Genomic DNA, 18,678 nt, shown 5'->3' with positions numbered 1-18,678 from the left:
GTAAGAGGGTCCCGTGAAAATATATATAATGTGCCAAAGGCATGAAATCAGGCAGAAGACCCTATTGGGAGCTTCTGTCTTTTTTTGTTTGAAATTAATTAAGAAGAATACGGAGACGGGAGAAAGGAGGGAGGCGCATGAAGGAGGCGAGATCAGATGAGAAGACTAAGTGGAGTTCAGAATCGGCACTAACCGCAGTTCTTGGTTTAATTGCAGTGGCTTTACTGTTGGCAGGATGTCTATGTAGAGGATTGTTTTATGCTACGGACGTGTATCCTATGGTATTGATGGCATCAGGAAGTGTACTTATTTGGTTTGTTTTGTTCATTATGTGCTTTAATGCACCGAAGACGAGAGGGCAGTTAGGGATTGCTCAGTGGTTGGATTACCTCAAACGACTATATGAGGCGATTATGCAATATGCACACTTCCGCTGGATGCTTTGGCCCCTGGCAATAGCAGTCTGGTTTGGCCTGCATATAGGGATGGGCTCTGTCAGTGTACAGGGAAGCTTGGATGAGATGCTGCGCTGGAGCCTTCTGGCGATATTTGCGTTGCTAACCGTCATACTGGCATCACGCGCGAACGGAACGCGATGGTTTGCCTGTGGCTGGCAATTGGCAGGCGGCCTGCTTGTGCTAAGCGGAGTGCTAGCCGCGTGCGGTGTGCTGCCGCTGCCTTATGGGGTCATGCGAACCGCTGACCCCGAGATCAGCTCCGCCGGAGCCAGGCTCGGCGGATTGCTGCAGTACCCTAATGCGTACGGTGCCATCGTTGGCATGTACGCATTGGAGCGGCTGGCTGCCGCCGCGCGCGCTATGGCCCGGCCGTTGTCGGCCGGGCGGCTCATCGCGGCAGCACTGCCGCTCATGCCCGCGCAAGCCGCGCTCCTGCTGAGCGAGTCGCGCGGCGCTTGGCTGGCGACCGGCTGCGCCGCGGTCGCCGCCTTCGCTTTGCAGCGGCGCGGTGCCCGCCTGCCGCTGCTGCTGGCCACAGCCGCGCCCTTGGCGTGCGCGGCCTGGCTCTACCGCCAGCTGGCTGCGGCCCAGCTGGCGCCTGCACCCGTGCCCGGCCTGCTGGCACTGGCCGGAGCATGGGCAGCTGCGCTGCTCGGCACGCTGCTGCTGTGCCGTTTGTGGCACAGCGGCGCTCGTGCACGCGCCGCTGCCCTCACGGCCACAGTGCTGGCGGGAATCGCCGCCGCCACTGTGGCCGTGGCCTCCACAGCCGACCGCATGGCGGCTGGTGTCGGCACAGGGCTGTCCCGCCTTCAGATGTGGCGGGACGCCCTGAAGCTCTGGACCGAGGCCGCATGGCTGGGCCACGGGGGAGAGACATGGCGCAATATGTTTCGCGCCATCCAATCCTCGCCTTATGTCGGAGGCGAGGTCCACAACGGCTTCCTCGATCTGGCACTCGATACAGGCGTGATCGGGTTGCTGCTCATCGCCGGATGGTTCTTTTCCACCCTGCGAACGATGTGGAGGTATGCACCGCAGCTGCTGCCTTCGGTTATTGTTTTTGTCCTCCATGGCGCTATGGACTTTGACTGGAGCTTCACCTTCAATTGGATGATGTTCATTTGGCTTGGGGGCTGGGCCCTCTCGTCGTCAACTCTTCAGGAATCCGTGGCTGACAAAAAACGGTCTCGTTTTCTCCGTCCGTTAAGCCCGTGGCCTCAAGGGATATTAACGGGACTGTTCGTCATGTTTTGGCTTGGCGGCACAGTCTGGCTTGCTGGACAACAAGTGGCGGCAGAACAACAATATCGTTTAGCCATGTCAAAAGATTCAGGAGATACTGAGCGTAAAGCGCTACTTACTGCGGCGTACAAGTTCAACCCCTACAGACCGGATATCGCCATCTCCCTGTCCCGTACGCTTCCAGCGAAAAAGGCTGACTCCATATTGGTGCAGAGCTTGTCCTTTTCCCCTGTTTCACCCCAACTCTACGGAGAGTTGGGGCGGTTAGCCGCTCAATCGGGTAGAGGAGAGTCGGCCGGGAACTATTTTGAACAAGGCCTGGCCCAGAATCGTTTTGACGCGTCCAGCCAGTCCCAAGCCCTGTATTGGATGGAACAGGCATCACGGAGGGAACTGGCGGCAGGGTATGCTGAACGAGGAAGGCAGACCGCTGCTGCTGGAGTAAGGATATATGAACGTTACAGACAACTGGCCGAAAAAGTAGCATCAGAGAAGGATAGAAATGATCGGCGTTTTGAGCTTGGAGAAGACGCATTACGTTACGGGGATAATCTGCGCCTCCTTGCTTTTGATCCACTTGCTTCAGAGGTGACCAGAAAGATTCCCTGAATATCTGACCTCATCCAACGCTAAAAGAGAACGAGATCCATGAAAACAATGATTCAACTTTTAACGGCATGAACAATCTCGCATTGATCCATTGAAAGTATTGCTTTACGCCTCAGTTCGGGTTATTCAAAATCAAGCAATATGCTGTACTATAAGCTGTTCATCTACCTGTCCAGTACTCCGAATTTACAGGCGATATCCGCCAAACGCATTCTTAAAGGCAGCTTGCAGCGGTTCTACCTCTACACCCCATAGAGTCGCAATCTCTAGGCTGACATCCGCGTTCCACCATTCGCATAATTTTTTGCGATTATCCCGATTTTCTCCGATCCAGAGCAGATTGGTGATGACCTTCCCATAATACAATTCTTCCGCCTGCTTCATCAGCTCGGGGGAGATATATACCTTTAGCTTTTTGGCTGTTCGATACAGCTCTTTGCTGCATGCTCTTCGGATACCGCGGGCAGAAGGCAGTTTCTGGCCTGGGGTGTTATGTTTGACCGGGGGAGTACCGGGTGCTGATTTGAATGACATCTTCTCACGCTCCTCTCCCGATACCATATGCAAACGCCTGCCTGCGGGACACTATCCCAGACGGGTGAAGTAGCAACAGCTACAGGCCTGTGATAAAATAGGGACGAACATCCATGGTGCGGAAGGGCACTGCCAATCAGGATGAAGAAAGAGGGTCGAGATGGACGTTATTCATAACATTGTCAATCAATTATTCGATTGGATTCAGAGTCTTGGATACTTTGGAATTATGCTTGGACTAATGCTTGAAGTTATTCCGAGTGAAATTGTACTGGCATATGGAGGTTTTCTCGTTTCACAAGGCCATATTAATTTTTTCGGTGCATTGATTTTTGGTACCGTGGGCGGTGTCATAGCCCAGCTATTTATTTACTGGATTGGCCGTTATGGCGGAAGACCTGTACTTGAACGCTACGGAAAATACATACTGATCCAGAAAAAGCACATCGACCATTCCGAAGAGTGGTTCCGCAAGTATGGGACAGGGGTCATTTTCACGGCGCGTTTTGTTCCGGTCGTAAGACATGCCATATCGATTCCTGCCGGTATATCCAAAATGCATACGGGTCGATTTATTTTGCTGACAACCCTCGCTGTTATACCGTGGTCTGCATTGTTTATATATTTAGGGATGATACTTGGAGATCAATGGCAACATATCAACGAGAAAGCGGCACCTTATATTATGCCGATTCTGCTCGTTGCTCTCGCACTTATGATTGTTTATGTACTTATTAAATGGATGAATGCTCGTAAAAAGAAGGGAAGTGTCTAGTTATGGGAAAACCAAACTTGTCTCACAAATTCGGTAAAGGTCTGCCACCGAAAGATTTCATTGAGAGCATGACGAAGAACCAAAGTGAGTTTCAGGCAAACTATGACAGCTTTGTATGGCCAAGTGAGGATGATCGTGAATTTTTCGAAAGCCTGAATCACCGCGATGACTTGCGTGTGTTAATTTTGGCTGCTGACTGGTGTGGCGATGTGGTACGCAATGTTCCAGTCGTATTCCAGGCGCTGGAAATTTCCGGCATTCCGACAGAAGTTCTTATTTTGGAAAATCACCCTGAAGTGATGGATGAGTTCCTTACGATGGGCGGACGCTCTGTTCCTGTCGTTATTTTTGCAGATACGGGCGGACATGTACTGGGTCAATGGGGACCTCGTCCGCAACATGTGCAGGAAGTTATGGTTGAATTCAAACGTCTCAACCCGGACCGTGAAGCAGCAGATTATCAGGATAATTTGGCTGTAGCACGTCAAGAGATTGGTAAACGTTATGGGGAAGGAACGGAGTCAAATGCAGCTATTATTCGTGAGTTGCGTGAACTGATTTCGGGTTACTGAGCCGATATGCTTAACATTCGTACATTTTCTTTGGGACCGCTCCAGACCAATGCGTATCTGTTGCAGGGTGATGATCCAGGTAAAGCCGTAATCATTGACCCTGGAATGAATCCGGGCTCATTACTCAAAGCCATTCAGGACCTGGAGATCGAAGCGATCCTGCTTACTCACGCGCATTTTGATCATATGGGCGGCGTGGATGAAATTCGCAAATTGAAAGGCTGTCCCGTTTATTTGCATGACTTGGAGAGTGATTGGCTTACGACGCCGAAATTGAATGGTTCTTTGAACTGGCCGCAGGCTACCCCGCCGCTTTCGACAGATCCAGCTGAATATGCCATGGACGAAGGGCAGACTCTGAACTTTATTGGTCATACGTTCAAAGTGTACCATACACCGGGACACTCCCCAGGCAGTGTAAGTCTGCTGTGTGGTGACGATCTGTTTGCTGGTGATGTTCTGTTCCGTATGGGTGTAGGCAGAACGGATCTGACCGGAGGTCGTGAACGGGATCTGATTGATTCCATCCAGAACAAGTTATACACCTTCGCGGATGAGGTCAAAGTGTATCCAGGTCATGGTCCCAAAACGACAATCGGTTATGAGAAGAAGAACAATCCTTACGTGTCTGCAAGATGATCCGACAATTTATGTGAAGAAAGTCTGGACAAGTGACAACTTTTTCATTAGAATAGCAATTAGTTGTTACAAGCGTTAAAGCACCATCTAACTGAAGCAATACAAAGAAACACCCTAACTTGCGAAGCACGCAGACTGTGGTCTATACCCGGTTTGCGTTCTTTTTTTGTTTTCAGCCACTTTTTTATCAAAGTTACATCCGTTTAACCCTACATACAGATCGTTGACAAGTATCTACAGAAGATCGTCTAATGAGAGCGAGGAATTAGAAGTGGAGAAAAAGCGAGTGATTCAGTTTGGACAACGTGCCGAGAACCTGATCATCGAAGAAAACCGTCTAGCAATGGAAAGTGGCAGAATAGAAGCAGTTACCCAGCGTCCTCAACTACATAACTACATGAATAATGAGATGAATCCAATCAAGGATCAACAGCAAAATATATGGAGAAGTCGTTTATTAAGCAGCGGAGCCCGCAACCAACCGTGGTTCGACAAACTGCAAGATTACCGAAATGAAGTCTGATTGCCCGGGAAATTGTCGGCTTCAGATTTTTTTTGGATTGAATTGAACGTTTATGCAGAGCCTGTCGTAATAACATAAGACTGAGCGGAGAGCAGGTGATGATGCAGATGGAGGCAGCCGAACTGGAAGAGGTACAGAGAGCGATACAGGGGGATGACAGTGCACTGGCAGAACTGCTGCAGCGTCACTACGCCTTTGTGTATAAGTATCTTGTCAAAGTAACGATGGACCCCAACGTTGCTGAGGAGACGGTGCAGGATACGATGATTCGATGTATGGAAAATATTTATAGATACGATGGCTCGTCTGCCTTTTCGTCATGGATGATTACGATTGCCACCCGTATATATATCGACAAGTCCAGGCGCAGACGAAGAGAACAGATTTGGCTGGAAGCCATTCGTAATCAGGCTGTACGGAAATTGCGGTGGCAATTTGAGAGCCGGAATGAAGAATGGACAGATGTTATGGATGCTATGACAAGGTTAACCCCAGAACATCGTATTGCCGTCCTGCTGAAGCATTATTATGGTTATGGCTATGATGAAATTGGTGAAATGCTGGGTATTCCATCCGGAACGGCGAAGTCTCGAACTGCCTATGGCCTTCGTCAATTGAGAAAGGAGCTGGGTTGAGCATGAGCAGATCTGAGGAACAGGATGAACAAGAGATTCTGAAGCGGATGCAGCAACAGATGAGAGTGCTCGATGATGCGTATGAGCCTGTAAACATTCCTTCATTAGCCTCCATTGAAGCCCAAGTCAAGGAACGAAAACAAATGAGACGACGAGCCAAACGGATCGAAATGATTTTGTTCTGGATTGTGGGATTGTTCATTATCGCTTTTGGTGCCTTATTGTTCCATTCGGCTCCAGCTCTATATTTGGGTATCCAGGCGATTAGTTTGTGCGCAGCGATTGCCGTGGCAGTAATCTGGTCAGGGCGACGCCGGAAGGAGACTCGTCATGAATGATCTGCATTATTCTTTAAATGAAATTCCTCTCATATGGCTTATTCTGATTGCCATTCTTTTGCTGATACAGGGAACATGGATCTTTCAGGACGCACGCAGACGTGGCCGTTTCCCCTGGTTATGGGGATTGTGGGGCATCACGGGATTCCCAACGCCTTTGATCATATATTGGTTCATTGTGGTGCGAGCAGATCGCAGACCCCCTAAGCAAACGTCGGACAAATCATAGAGTTCACGGGTTGGAAAAAAGATTTTGCACAAATGTTTTGTTTAATTCTAGTAATCGTAGACAGCGCTATTCTTTTCTAGTAGACTATACAAATAATAAAAAGATAGACTACCAGGAGGTTAGACGATGCTGCGATTAGGAGAGAAGGTTGTCATCGTCGCGGATGCGTTTGAGCAGAATCTTCCTGTGGGGGAATATGGTTTCATCATCGCTTATGACCGGAATCCGGACAATGCGTTCGATTACGTGCTTCGAGTGCCGCAGGTGAATCGGAACTTTTTTGTTCCATCCGGCGACGTCGATCTAGAAGAGGTTCTGCTGAAGCAGGAAGCTGAGCGGGTCGAGCGAGAAGCGTTGATAGATTACGCCCTTGCGACACACAATGAGAAACTGTTTCATCATCTGATGAACGGAGATTTTCAAGCTGTGGAAGAGGAAGAGGAAACCGCGAACGATGTTATGTCCCAGGCGGATTTTATAAAGCAGGTTAACCTGCGTGCATGGATTTAGAATTTTAAGAGTCGGCTGATGCCGGCTCTTTTTTGATTAGACTGGAACATATGAACGTTGAAGCTCCTCATTATCCTGGTTAATGCGTAAAAATTCAGTTAATAGGTTTTGAAATTCGCATTAAAGGAAGACTCCCCTGATGTGGTGTTATTTTGCATATTCGGTAACTCGGGTCATTTGCATTGAATTGTCGAACTATCTCACCTATAATGAAAAAAGTTATCTTGGGACTTTAGCCCGTTAAACGGACGATTCGTTTTCGGCGGTTTCAGGAATTAGAACGAATGAAGGAGGCATCCGGAAATGAGTATTTCGAATAATGACGTTCAGCATGTGGCCAAGCTGGCCCGGCTTAATTTGACTGCTGAAGAAGAGCAAACCCTAACAGGGCAGCTGAACGCGATTTTAAAATATGCTGAGAAGCTGAATGAACTGGATACAGAGAACATTGAGCCTACCACTCACGTGCTGCACGTCAGCAATGTGATGCGTGAAGATGAGACGAAAGAAAGTCTGTCAATTGAACAGGTCATGCGCAATGCACCAGATGAAGAAGACGGGCAATTCAAAGTGCCTGCTGTAATGGAATAACGGATAACCGGAAGGAGGACGAATTACGTGAGTTTATTTGAACAATCGTTGCCGGAGATACATAACAAGCTGCACGCCAAGGAGCTGTCGGTCAGCGATCTGGTGAATCAGGCATATCGGAACATTGGTGAACGGGATGAAAAGGTTAAGGCTTATCTGGCGCTGGATGAAAAACAAGCACGTGCACGTGCACGTCAACTGGATGATCGTCTCGTCAGCGGTGAGGAGAAAGGTTTGCTTTTCGGTCTGCCAGTCGGCATAAAGGACAACATCGTTACGAGCGGACTGCGCACAACATGCGGCAGCCAGTTTTTGCGCAATTTCGACCCGGTGTATGATGCAACGGTTGTCGAGAAGCTGAAAGCGGCGGATACCGTGACGATCGGGAAGCTGAACATGGACGAATTCGCCATGGGCGGCTCCAATGAAAATTCAAGCTTCTACCCTGTACGTAACCCTTGGGCACTCGATCGTGTTCCAGGCGGCTCCAGTGGTGGATCTGCTGCCGCTGTTGCGGCAGGAGAAGCTTATTTCACATTGGGATCAGATACAGGGGGCTCGATCAGACAGCCTGCATCCTATTGCGGCGTTGTTGGTTTGAAACCTACCTACGGACTCGTTTCCCGCTTTGGTCTGGTTGCATTCGCATCTTCCCTGGATCAAATTGGACCTTTGACGAAAAATGTCGAGGATTCTGCCTATGTGCTGCAAGCCATTGCTGGTTATGACGCCAAAGATTCGACATCCGCGAAAGTGGATATCCCGGATTACTTGAGCGGACTGACAGGGGATGTCAAAGGACTTCGCATTGCTGTTCCGAAGGAATACATTGGTGAAGGCGTTGATCCTCAAGTTAAAGAAACCGTCCTGTCTGCCCTGAAAGTCCTCGAAGGACTCGGCGCAACATGGGAAGAAGTATCCCTTCCGCATACCGAATATGCGGTGGCTACGTATTATCTACTCGCTTCCTCGGAGGCTTCTTCGAACTTGGCTCGTTTCGACGGCGTACGTTATGGTGTTCGTGCAGACAATCCGGAAAACTTGCTGGATCTGTACCACCAGTCCCGCAGTCAAGGTTTTGGTCCCGAAGTGAAACGACGCATCATGCTTGGAACCTATGCACTCAGCTCGGGTTACTACGATGCGTATTATTTGAAAGCACAGAAAGTGCGTACGTTGATCAAACAGGATTTCGACGACGTATTTGCTAAATATGATGTCATCATTGGGCCAACTGCGCCAACAACAGCATTCAAACTAGGATCCCAAGTCGATGACCCACTTACGATGTATCTCAACGACATTCTGACTATCCCTGTCAGCCTGGCTGGTGTACCTGCAGTCAGCATCCCTTGCGGATTCTCGGATGGACTGCCTGTTGGCATGCAGATTATCGGTAAAGCTTTTGATGAAACGACCGTACTGCGCGTAGCGCATGCGTTTGAACAAAATACGGAATTCCACAAGCAGCGTCCGCAGCTGTAGACTGCCCGGAACGGAGGAATATAGAAATGTCCGCATCTAAATATGAAACGGTCGTTGGACTTGAAGTCCATGTCGAGTTGCATACAAACTCCAAAATCTTTTGCGGCTGCTCCACTGCCTTTGGAGCTCCGCCAAATACACATACTTGTCCGGTCTGTCTCGGACACCCAGGCGTATTGCCTGTATTGAATCGCCAGGCTGTAGATTACGCGATGAAAGCAGCCATGGCCCTTAACTGCACTGTTGCTGATGTCAGCAAGTTTGACCGCAAAAACTACTTCTATCCCGATTCTCCGAAAGCATATCAGATCTCACAATTCGATCAACCGATCGGTGAGAATGGCTGGATCGATATTGAAGTCAACGGTGAAACGAAGCGAATCGGCATTACGCGTCTTCATCTGGAAGAAGATGCAGGGAAGCTTACCCACGTGGACGGCGGCTATGCTTCATTGGTCGATTTCAACCGTGTTGGTACGCCACTCGTGGAGATTGTCTCTGAGCCGGAGATTTCTTCTCCAGAGGAAGCTCGTGCATATCTGGAAAAATTGCGTGCCATCATGCAGTACTGTGATGTATCCGACGTGAAGATGGAAGAAGGTTCACTGCGTTGTGATGCCAACATTAGTTTGCGTCCGCATGGACAAGAGAAGCTGGGAACGAGAGCCGAACTGAAAAACATGAACTCCTTCCGTGGCGTTCAGTGTGGTCTGGAATATGAACAATTCCGCCAAGCGGAAATTTTGGACGACGGCGGCGAAGTGGTTCAGGAAACTCGTCGCTGGGATGAGGCTCAAGGGAAAACACTGTCGATGCGTGGTAAAGAGCAAGCGCATGACTATCGTTATTTCCCAGACCCGGATTTGGTGAAGCTGCATATCGATGCAGCCTGGAAAGAACGAATCAGAGCTTCCATACCGGAGCTTCCGGACGAGCGTAAAGCCCGTTATACCGCTGATTATGGACTGCCTAATTATGATGCTGAGGTTATTACCTCTTCCAAAGCGGTCGCTGATCTTTTTGAAGACAGTCTGAAATACACCAAGGATGCCAAAGCCGTATCCAACTGGATTATGGGTGATTTGCTTGGTTATTTGAATACCAGCAACCTTGAATTGACTCAGGTGCCACTGACTGGCCAAGGTCTGGGTGAGATGATTGGATTGCTTGAAAAAGGTACAATTAACAGTAAAATCGCCAAAACGGTATTTAAGGAAATGCTCGAGAGTGGCAAGCTTCCACAGCAAATTGTTGAAGAAAAAGGTCTGGTCCAGATTAGTGACTCAGGTGCCATTCTCGCGATTGTGGAGCAGGTTGTTGCGAACAACCCGCAATCCGTGGAAGATTACAAGGCTGGTAAGCAGAAGGCCATTGGCTTCCTCGTTGGTCAAGTCATGAAAGAAAGCAAAGGCAAAGCCAATCCGGGACTAGCCAATCAACTGCTTACAGATGTACTGAACCGCTAATCCATCCGGTGAGGCCGGACAGAAAGAGGCTCGTCCCTGTGACAGCCTCTTTTTGTTAGGGCATAAGTTTGATTTTATTGTCCTGGATTCAGTGGACGTACGAAGGAGATGAGGTAGGTTATGAAGATTCAATCTTTGTATTTGAATGATCTGGAGACCGTAGGGCAGCTCTGGCGACTGCAGCATGTAGCTTATCGGCTCGAAGCCGAGATCATCGGGTTCCAGGAAATTCCGCCTTTGATGGATACGATGGAGACACTTCAGAACTGTGGAGAGACTTTCTATGGCTATCTGGACACGGATGGGGAATTGCTTGGTGCGATTGCGGTGGATGAGGAAGAGATCAATACATTGACGATCACACGCATGATGGTGCATCCTGATCATTTTCGTAAAGGGATTGCTGCTGCTTTGATGACGTATGTGTTTGAACAGTATCCGGATCTTCCGCGTTATATCGTTTCCACAGGAACGTTGAACCAGCCAGCCGTGAAATTGTATACCAAATTCGGTTTTAAGCCCGTGGAGGTTGTACAGATTGCACCTGGAGTGGAATTAACGACATTTCATAAGAATAAAGATTAATGATGTGAACAACTGGAGGAGGAATACCGGCTTTGGGCAATCCCTGGTTAATAGATGAGTGGCACATTTTATTGCGATTATTACTGGCTATGCTGCTTGGAGGGCTTGTAGGCCTGGAGCGGGAGCGTTCCAATCATGCTGCTGGTCTGCGTACCCATATTTTGGTATGTCTTGGATCTGCACTAATCATGATGTTGTCTATTTATGGTTTTAAAGATTTTGCAAATGAATTAAACGTAAGGATTGATCCGGCCCGTCTGGCTACAGCCGTTATTACAGGCGTTGGGTTTCTCGGAGCGGGCACGATTCTATTTACCGGCAAGTCGATTACCGGACTGACAACGGCGGCTTCCATTTGGGTTGTGGCAGCCATCGGACTAGCAACAGGCGCAGGATTCTTTTTTGCCTCCATCGTGTCAACCGTCTTGGTATTACTTAATCTCTGGGTATTCAACAAGTTGGAGCTTAGGTATATACGAGGAAACAAACTGCATGTCGTTACACTTCATACTTTGTCTGAGCCCGGTTTTCTGGAACAGGTATCTTCATTTATGGAGCAGGAGAAGATCAAAATCCGTAAAATAACGGTGAATGAACAGGATTTGGCTTATGCTGAAATGATATCGGTTGAACGCAAAATTGAAATTGTGCTGCATGTCTACATGCCACATGAATTGAGTGCAGTGCATCTCGTATCCAAGTTAAGACAGTGGGAACATGTAACGAAAGTGTCGGTCGAATAAATGAATTAAACCCTCTGAGGCCTTTAGTGCCGGAGGGTTTTTGCTCATAACCATATTTCTTCCAGTTACTCTCCCGGCTCTTTAGGGTACTATCTAACCAAATGCATGAAGAGCGGGAACATCAGCCCGGAAGAAAGGAGTCGTTTATGAAACGGAAACGTCAGTCGAACAACACTTCCAGCGGAACGCGCGGAAAACCTGTCCGAAATCGAACTCACAAGTTTATTGCCGGGTTACTAAGTGCGGTTATTCCGGGTCTGGGCCATATTTATCTCCGATTATACATGAGAGGTCTGACTTTCATGATGCTTGTACTTCTGGACTTGTCAGCACTCTTGTACTTCTCAACCATTGGAATACAGATCAATGTACCATTGCTTATCCTGTTGGCGTTGTTTATTCCGGTGATTTACTTTTACAATGTATTCGACGTATTGCAATCTGCGGACTGGGTGATGATGCGCAGGAGAAGAGCGGTTACCCACAATAGCTCGGACAAGCCCATTCCTAATGAACGTTCTGCAGGGGAAGCCATGATGGTGTGGGAGAGAGGCATCTCGTTTGGATTGCTCTTAATTGTAGGGGGATCGATGCTGGTATTGTTCTTTCGTAAACCACGTTGGTTTAAAGAGTTAATCGCTGTGTATGGCGGATACACTTTTGCTGTTCTGATGATCGCAGGTGGACTAATCCTTTTCGGACGGGAAATCTGGGTCATGTTTCGCAAGAAGAAAATCTAGTGTGAACTATTCAAGGAGGGATAGCCATGAACCGTAAAGTCCGGGTCGGCCGCTATACGGCTGCGGCCTTACTCGTAGCTGTCGGTGTGCTGTTGATTTTGGATAAACGGTGGGGAACGGACTATGTATATGAGATGGTCGATTGGTGGCCCCTCTTGCTCGTTGTGTTAGGTGTAGAATACATACTGTTGTTCTTAGTGACACGTCGAAGAGGGAACGCAGGTTCAGACAACCAAGGTGAGAAAATTAAAATGCGCTTCAGACCTGATGCGAAAGGCATCCTGACGTCCCTTGTCCTGACGGCTTCTGTATTTATCGTTTCTGAGCAGGATCATTATATGCATTTGTGGAACAGGGTGAGTCTTAATCTCGGAGCGGCATCCATGGACTATAGTCAGGCAGCAGGATATATGGAAGATAAGGGCACGATTCGGGTGCCTGTAGGTATGGATACATCGGACCTTGTTGTTGAGGGAGTGAACGGGGATATCTCGATACAGCGGGGGGACACGGAAGAAATTGAAGTGCGCACGGTAGTTTGGGTGGATCAGACAACTGAAGTACAGGCCAAAGCAGTGGCGGACGCTTCTTTTGTTGAGGCAGACGGGACAAAAGTGATTCATATCAAGACTACAGGCAAAACGTATGGAGAGAACGAGAAAACACAGCCGCGGATGAATATCACCATAACGATCCCGGATGATCGTCGTTTCAATCTCGATATTCGGACGTCCAATGGAGCCATATTGTTGAATCGTCCGGAAGCCATTAGTACCATTTTGGCCGAGACCGGAAATGGACGGATTAGAATTACGAATGCCGTAGGTGATATTTCCGGTAAAACGTTGAATGGTGATGTCGTTGTGGCAAATGCGATCGGAAATGTGGACTTGAACAGTAATCGTGGGGACATGAAGGCCCGTGGGGTTTCTGGAAATGTGAATCTGACTACACAAGTCGGAAGTATTAACATCACGGACTCCGTCGGAGAGATCACAGCGGATACCCGAAACGGAAATATCAATGTAGACGGCGCAAGTTTGGCAGTTAAAGCTCAATCCCTCAATGGCAGTATAAGTATTGTTTCCGCCAAAGTAGGCGGTGACTGGGACGTTTATAGCGCTGTAGGTGCTATTAACATTCTGCTTCCGGAGCGGGGGGATTATAGCCTCAGTGGTTCCAGCAGTTATGGAGATCTGCAAACGGATCTGCCGTTTAAAGTGAAGAATAAAACGATTGAGGGCCAGCTTGGTGAAGGAGAGTATACGGTTAAAGTTGAAGGTAACAGTGACCTCACGATTGATCGTAATCCTGCAGTGCCTCCTGTTGGAACGAATTCACTGGATTCGGAAGATAACTTGGAACAAATGACCGAAGACGGACAGAATTCCCAAGGCGAAATGTCCGAAGTTCCCTGACTGGCGCGTTGACAATAAACTTGCAATCGCCGTACAATAAATATAAACTGGCAAGGTTACACGGCAGGAAAATGTAATGTCGTTGTTCCAGCCGAGGATCAACTCTGAATGAAGAGAACATGTGATCATACATTCTGTCTCTGCAGAGTAATGAAAGGTAAGGCGGTGGGTTTTATGGCAACACGTGTCCAACATGCGTTGGAGCATCTGAAAACGACCGGTGTCCGTATTACACCCCAGCGTCATGCCATATTGAACTATCTGATGGAATCCATGGGGCATCCGACAGCCGATGAAATTTACCGTGCGCTTGAACCCCAGTTTCCCAGTATGAGCGTGGCGACTGTATATAACAATTTGAAGATGTTTCTGGAAGCGGGCATGGTCCGGGAGTTGACATACGGGGATAACTCAAGTCGCTTCGATGCCAATGTGACGGATCATTACCATGTTATCTGTGATAAATGCGGCAAGATTGAAGATTTTAGTTATCCTTCGCTAAAAAGCGTGGAGCTCCAGGCGGAGTCAAGTACAGGATTTGAAGTACATGGTCACCGATTGGAAGTATATGGTGTTTGTAAAAGTTGCAGGGATTAAGAGAGATGAATTACAATATTAACGTGCAGAATTCAGTTTGGATTCTTCACGTTTTTTGTTTTTAGGACGATAGAATGTATATAGTCTTCAGCAGTTTAGCTATTTTATGATTCAGCATGATTAACGGAGGTAGACGTTTGAGTAGAAAAAGTAGATATACACGTCAGAAGCGCCGCTCGTTCTGGCCTGGATTTTTGGCTGCCTGTGTTGTTGCAGGCGGTGCTTATTGGCTAATAACGAATGTTTGGCTTAATCAGATTCACGAAGACCCCGACTGGATTGGCATGAATCAACCTATTTTTGTGGACGGACAATTGATGGATGGCGAGGCTTCAGGAACGGGAGATCAGCTTAAATTGCCCGTATCGGTGCTGCAAGAGGCGATCGATTCCGGAATACGTTATGAAGCAGACACAGGAGATATCATTATTGCAACACCGCAACGAGTACTCCATATGAAGGAAGGCAGTACAAAAGCGGAGCTTAATCATCGAGATTATCCCATGACGGTTAAACCGGAGGTGGTTGGGGGAGAAGCTTATATTCCGCTCAAACCATTGAAAGAAGTATATGGGATAGCTATACAGGAAGATGTTACAACGGGTGCCGTTCTGCTGATGCGTGGAGGTGACACGATTCAGTATGCAGAGATTAATACATTGTCTTCCAAGGCAGACAAAACGGTTCCTTTGTACAAACGTGGGGGAGAATCTTCTCCCATCATCGCCGATATGGAGCAGGACGCACGAGTAAGGGTATGGCAGACAGGTGATGACCAGAGCTTTGTTCAGTTGGATAATGGTTATGCCGGTTATGTGGCTAATAAGTATGTCACTCTTACGGAGAAAAAGGAACTGGACAAGCCTAAATTTACCCTGACTGCGGCGGAGAAAAAGTGGCAGAATAAACCGGTCAATCTGGTTTGGGAAGCCGTATACAACCGACAGCCTGATGTATCTTCGATTGGCAAGATGCCTGGAGTTAATGTGGTCAGTCCCACGTGGTTCCATATTACAGATGGACAGGGCAACGTAAAAAGCAAAGGAGATAAAGCATACGTCAACTGGGCTCACCATTCCGGCATGGAAGTGTGGGGCTTGATGGATAACAGCTTTGATCCGGATGTTACGAAAGAAGCTGTGGCCTCATATGAGACACGTACGCATATTATTGAGCAGATGCTGGAGTATGCACAGACGTATCATTTGGACGGCATTAACATTGACTTTGAGAATGTCTATACAGATGACGGGCCGAATATCACTCAATTTGTCCGTGAAATCAAAGCGATGGCTCGCATACATGGCTTGATGCTCTCGGTTGATGTGACGCCGAAATCGAACAGTGAGATGTGGTCTGCTTTTCTGGATCGTCGCTCGTTAGGCTCTTTTGCCGATTATATTGTCGTTATGGCGTATGACGAGCACTGGGCTGCGAGTCCAAAGGCCGGTTCGGTTGCCTCGCTTCCTTGGACCGAGTCTTCTATGAGAAAGATCCTGGAAGAGGATGAAGTACCATCGAACAAATTGATTATGGCTGTGCCGCTATATACTCGAATCTGGACGGAAGAGACCAATGATCAAGGAGAAGTGAAAGTGTCCTCCAAAGCGGTAGGCATGAGCACCGTCGCAGACCTGATCAAGGAAAAGAAACTCAAACCTATTCTGGATAAACAAAGCGGACAGAATTATGTGGAATATTCCGAGGATGGGGCCACTAAGAAAATCTGGATAGAAGATGCCGTTTCGCTTCAGGCACGTGTTGATTTGGTTGCTTCGTTGAAATTGGGTGGAGTAGCTGCATGGAATCGAAGCTTCGCCGATGCATCGGCATGGGAGACGCTAAAACAGGCAGGGTATTCGAAATAAACATGAAATAGCTCTCTTTGAACTTATATATTAATTAATTTAAAAGTGCTTCTGAAATTCAAAAAAAGGTCCGGTGAAGATACCGGGCCTTTTTTCTGTCTCTGGGCTTTGATGAAAAGAAAATCTAGCTGTTGGAACTCATGCCATGATCTGTGTCGGAAGGGGATGGAGGTGTGGAATGCGCTTTCAGTTGTGAACTGGTAGTATTGGCCTGATTAGGGTCCAGGGTAAGGATGGTGTGACAGAACATACAACGATCCGTCTTGCCGAGCATTTTGGTTAACTTGCCACATTCCGGACAGTCCACTTGTACTGCGCTTGTGGAAAGCATACCAGCCCAGAAATAAATGGCCAGACTAGCCATCATGGCTATCAGGCCGATGACGAGTCCCACAGCAGCAAATACTTTGCCTGCGTGTCCCCAGAACACAATTCCGGCCGTTCCCAGTACCATTAGGCCCATGCCTAGCATGGTAAGCAGTAGTCCCCAAGTGCGAAAAGCATTAATTTTTGCTGATTTAAAAATCATGAAAAATGCTCCTATCGTATGAGTAGTATCGGACCTGGATAAGAAGGAAACTTCAGCCTACATGTAGAATTACATTATAACTGACTTGGCGCTTATCTGCCATGAATTGTATGGAGGGAATCGTGGAACTAAAGAACCTTGCTTTTTTGTCCGAACAGTCGGAAGAGACAGGGGCAGTTGGGGCTATCGCTTATTCCCACCCGGGAGAGCGATTCCACGGCTCCCTAATCCAGGATTTTGAATTGCTCGTACTTGTTGTTCATAATACCGACCAGTTGATATCCAAGGTTGGACACTACAAATATGGTGATCTTCGTTATCAAATAATCTATGTCAGCCGTCATGAGCTGCAGAGCAGTGTAATCACGGGGGATAACAATAACATCATGCAGTGCCTGATTGAAGGTGAGATCATCTGGGAAGCGGATAACGCCTTGAGCGATTTGCGAGAGGAACTATCTGCTTTTGGAACCGAACTGCGTGAGCAAAAGCTGCTACATGAATTCGCCAGTTTTTTGAGAATGTATGTGGAAGCGAAACGTTACATTCAAGAAGGCCATGTTGTTGATGCCTATTACAATGTACTTGAGGCTCTGGGGAACTGGGCAAGAATTGTACTTATTGAACAGGGGATCTACCCAGATCATGCGGTCTGGACACATGTGCAGAGTTTGGATCGTGCTTTGTGGAAGCTCTATCAGGAGCTTACAGTAAGTTCAGAGACGCTGGAACAGAGAGTTGAGCTTGTGCTGCTTGCTTGTGAATTCTCAGTGATGTCCAAAATGAGCGATTGCTCTGGATTGCTTCTGCGTGTGCTTGGAAGTCGAAGAGAACCGTGGAGTATGGATGAACTTGTCCATCATCCACAGTTGAGATTCGTACGGGAGGATTTGCCGCTTATCCTTCGTAAGATGGTGTTTCGTTCTATAGTAAAAGAATCGGCAGGATGGCCATCCTTTATAGGAGGAGATGGGCGGGAAATCCGCTATTGGATTGAGGCGTAGTTACTCGTGAAGCCTGACGTTATATGGATTATAAAGTGGGAGGGGAAACCTTCCTTTTTTGTTTGTTTAATAATTTATAAAAAGAGGTTGACTCTTATTCAGGAAATATGATACATTATATTTCGTTCCTCAAACGAGCTTATCGTCAACAAATGATAAATTCTGCATAGGAATTAGTGAAGAACGAAAAGCTTCAAAAAATAAATTAAAAAAAGTTCTTGACGAAAACAAACGAAATGTGATACATTATTTAAGTCGCCGCCGAAAACACGGTTGAGACGAAAAAGAGTAACGCAAATCGAGTTTGATCTTTGAAAACTGAACAACGAGTGAGTAACGATCTTGCTTGCAAGATCGACGCTGAGAAATCGGTACACGTCTTCGGACTGTATGATTTCAAAGCAAAACAATGAGATTTTTAATCTCGTCAGTTTCAAAATGAGCTTATCGCTCTTTTCAAATACTTGAGATGATTTTCATAGCGTTTAACCACGCTACTGAAATTCATCTTTATTGGAGAGTTTGATCCTGGCTCAGGACGAACGCTGGCGGCATGCCTAATACATGCAAGTCGAGCGGACTTGA

The 18,678-nt window shown here is 47.6% G+C and carries 21 protein-coding genes and 1 rRNA gene; 20 read left to right on the top strand and 2 right to left on the bottom strand.

Annotated elements, in window-relative coordinates:
* Nucleotides 1-137 precede the first annotated feature (137 nt).
* Nucleotides 138-2,312, top strand: coding sequence for an O-antigen ligase family protein (locus CRO25_RS26795; protein ID WP_079697090.1), 2,175 nt, complete (start codon nucleotides 138-140; stop codon nucleotides 2,310-2,312).
* A 186-nt stretch (nucleotides 2,313-2,498) separates the two neighbouring features.
* On the opposite strand, the gene CRO25_RS26790 is transcribed toward CRO25_RS26795, so the two are convergent.
* On the bottom strand, nucleotides 2,499-2,846 hold the full coding sequence (locus CRO25_RS26790; protein WP_072735631.1) for a dehydrogenase: 348 nt from the start codon (nucleotides 2,844-2,846) through the stop codon (nucleotides 2,499-2,501).
* 160 nt (nucleotides 2,847-3,006) lie between these two features.
* Between CRO25_RS26790 and CRO25_RS26785 the strand changes: the two genes are divergently transcribed.
* The 17 genes from CRO25_RS26785 (at nucleotide 3,007) to CRO25_RS26705 (ending at nucleotide 16,560) form a co-directional block, all read left to right on the top strand.
* The gene (locus CRO25_RS26785; protein ID WP_063566612.1) at nucleotides 3,007-3,621 is read left to right on the top strand and encodes a DedA family protein; all 615 of its coding nucleotides are present in this window, start codon (nucleotides 3,007-3,009) and stop codon (nucleotides 3,619-3,621) included.
* 2 nt (nucleotides 3,622-3,623) lie between these two features.
* A complete protein-coding gene (locus CRO25_RS26780) occupies nucleotides 3,624-4,193 on the top strand; it encodes a thioredoxin family protein (protein ID WP_079697089.1) in 570 nt (189 codons plus the stop codon).
* 6 nt (nucleotides 4,194-4,199) lie between these two features.
* The gene (locus CRO25_RS26775; RefSeq protein ID WP_064640577.1) at nucleotides 4,200-4,832 is read left to right on the top strand and encodes an MBL fold metallo-hydrolase; all 633 of its coding nucleotides are present in this window, start codon (nucleotides 4,200-4,202) and stop codon (nucleotides 4,830-4,832) included.
* Between the two features lie 271 nt (nucleotides 4,833-5,103).
* Nucleotides 5,104-5,355: a hypothetical protein gene (locus CRO25_RS26770; protein ID WP_143021589.1), complete on the top strand. Its 252-nt coding sequence runs from the start codon at nucleotides 5,104-5,106 to the stop codon at nucleotides 5,353-5,355.
* Nucleotides 5,356-5,453: 98 nt separating this feature from the next.
* Nucleotides 5,454-5,990: an RNA polymerase sigma factor SigY gene (sigY, locus tag CRO25_RS26765; protein WP_231952702.1), complete on the top strand. Its 537-nt coding sequence runs from the start codon at nucleotides 5,454-5,456 to the stop codon at nucleotides 5,988-5,990.
* A gap of 2 nt (nucleotides 5,991-5,992) precedes the next feature.
* Nucleotides 5,993-6,328: a YxlC family protein gene (locus tag CRO25_RS26760; RefSeq protein ID WP_079697088.1), complete on the top strand. Its 336-nt coding sequence runs from the start codon at nucleotides 5,993-5,995 to the stop codon at nucleotides 6,326-6,328.
* Nucleotides 6,321-6,557: a hypothetical protein gene (locus tag CRO25_RS26755; RefSeq protein ID WP_064640575.1), complete on the top strand. Its 237-nt coding sequence runs from the start codon at nucleotides 6,321-6,323 to the stop codon at nucleotides 6,555-6,557. The genes CRO25_RS26760 and CRO25_RS26755 overlap by 8 nt, the downstream gene beginning before the upstream one ends.
* 126 nt (nucleotides 6,558-6,683) lie before the next feature.
* Entirely contained in the window at nucleotides 6,684-7,067 is a 384-nt protein-coding gene (locus tag CRO25_RS26750; protein WP_024631336.1) for a hypothetical protein, read from the top strand.
* A gap of 303 nt (nucleotides 7,068-7,370) precedes the next feature.
* A complete protein-coding gene (gene gatC / locus CRO25_RS26745) occupies nucleotides 7,371-7,658 on the top strand; it encodes an Asp-tRNA(Asn)/Glu-tRNA(Gln) amidotransferase subunit GatC (protein ID WP_063566618.1) in 288 nt (95 codons plus the stop codon).
* Nucleotides 7,659-7,685: 27 nt separating this feature from the next.
* Entirely contained in the window at nucleotides 7,686-9,143 is a 1,458-nt protein-coding gene (gatA, locus tag CRO25_RS26740) for an Asp-tRNA(Asn)/Glu-tRNA(Gln) amidotransferase subunit GatA (protein WP_079697087.1), read from the top strand.
* 26 nt (nucleotides 9,144-9,169) lie between these two features.
* The gene (gatB, locus tag CRO25_RS26735) at nucleotides 9,170-10,609 is read left to right on the top strand and encodes an Asp-tRNA(Asn)/Glu-tRNA(Gln) amidotransferase subunit GatB (RefSeq protein ID WP_079697086.1); all 1,440 of its coding nucleotides are present in this window, start codon (nucleotides 9,170-9,172) and stop codon (nucleotides 10,607-10,609) included.
* A 120-nt stretch (nucleotides 10,610-10,729) separates the two neighbouring features.
* A complete protein-coding gene (locus tag CRO25_RS26730) occupies nucleotides 10,730-11,194 on the top strand; it encodes a GNAT family N-acetyltransferase (RefSeq protein ID WP_079697085.1) in 465 nt (154 codons plus the stop codon).
* A 32-nt stretch (nucleotides 11,195-11,226) separates the two neighbouring features.
* Nucleotides 11,227-11,937, top strand: coding sequence for an MgtC/SapB family protein (locus CRO25_RS26725; protein ID WP_063566622.1), 711 nt, complete (start codon nucleotides 11,227-11,229; stop codon nucleotides 11,935-11,937).
* A gap of 146 nt (nucleotides 11,938-12,083) precedes the next feature.
* The gene (locus CRO25_RS26720) at nucleotides 12,084-12,677 is read left to right on the top strand and encodes a hypothetical protein (protein ID WP_079697084.1); all 594 of its coding nucleotides are present in this window, start codon (nucleotides 12,084-12,086) and stop codon (nucleotides 12,675-12,677) included.
* A gap of 26 nt (nucleotides 12,678-12,703) precedes the next feature.
* The gene (locus tag CRO25_RS26715) at nucleotides 12,704-14,095 is read left to right on the top strand and encodes a DUF4097 family beta strand repeat-containing protein (protein WP_079697083.1); all 1,392 of its coding nucleotides are present in this window, start codon (nucleotides 12,704-12,706) and stop codon (nucleotides 14,093-14,095) included.
* A 174-nt stretch (nucleotides 14,096-14,269) separates the two neighbouring features.
* Nucleotides 14,270-14,692, top strand: coding sequence for a peroxide-responsive transcriptional repressor PerR (gene perR / locus CRO25_RS26710; protein WP_024631328.1), 423 nt, complete (start codon nucleotides 14,270-14,272; stop codon nucleotides 14,690-14,692).
* Nucleotides 14,693-14,829: 137 nt separating this feature from the next.
* The gene (locus CRO25_RS26705) at nucleotides 14,830-16,560 is read left to right on the top strand and encodes a glycosyl hydrolase family 18 protein (RefSeq protein WP_079697082.1); all 1,731 of its coding nucleotides are present in this window, start codon (nucleotides 14,830-14,832) and stop codon (nucleotides 16,558-16,560) included.
* A gap of 124 nt (nucleotides 16,561-16,684) precedes the next feature.
* On the opposite strand, the gene CRO25_RS26700 is transcribed toward CRO25_RS26705, so the two are convergent.
* A complete protein-coding gene (locus CRO25_RS26700; RefSeq protein ID WP_053778954.1) occupies nucleotides 16,685-17,089 on the bottom strand; it encodes a YgzB family protein in 405 nt (134 codons plus the stop codon).
* A gap of 122 nt (nucleotides 17,090-17,211) precedes the next feature.
* Between CRO25_RS26700 and CRO25_RS26695 the strand changes: the two genes are divergently transcribed.
* Nucleotides 17,212-18,093, top strand: a complete 882-nt coding sequence (locus CRO25_RS26695; RefSeq protein WP_256863756.1) for a nucleotidyltransferase-like protein — start codon at nucleotides 17,212-17,214, stop codon at nucleotides 18,091-18,093.
* Nucleotides 18,094-18,603: 510 nt separating this feature from the next.
* Nucleotides 18,604-18,678, top strand: a 16S ribosomal RNA gene (locus CRO25_RS26690); the annotation flags it as partial.

Origin of the sequence: Paenibacillus sp. RU5M, assembly GCF_900221055.1 — a bacterium.
Classification (GTDB): Bacteria; Bacillota; Bacilli; order Paenibacillales; family Paenibacillaceae; genus Paenibacillus; species Paenibacillus marchantiae.
This window is presented reverse-complemented; position numbering and strand designations above follow the sequence as displayed.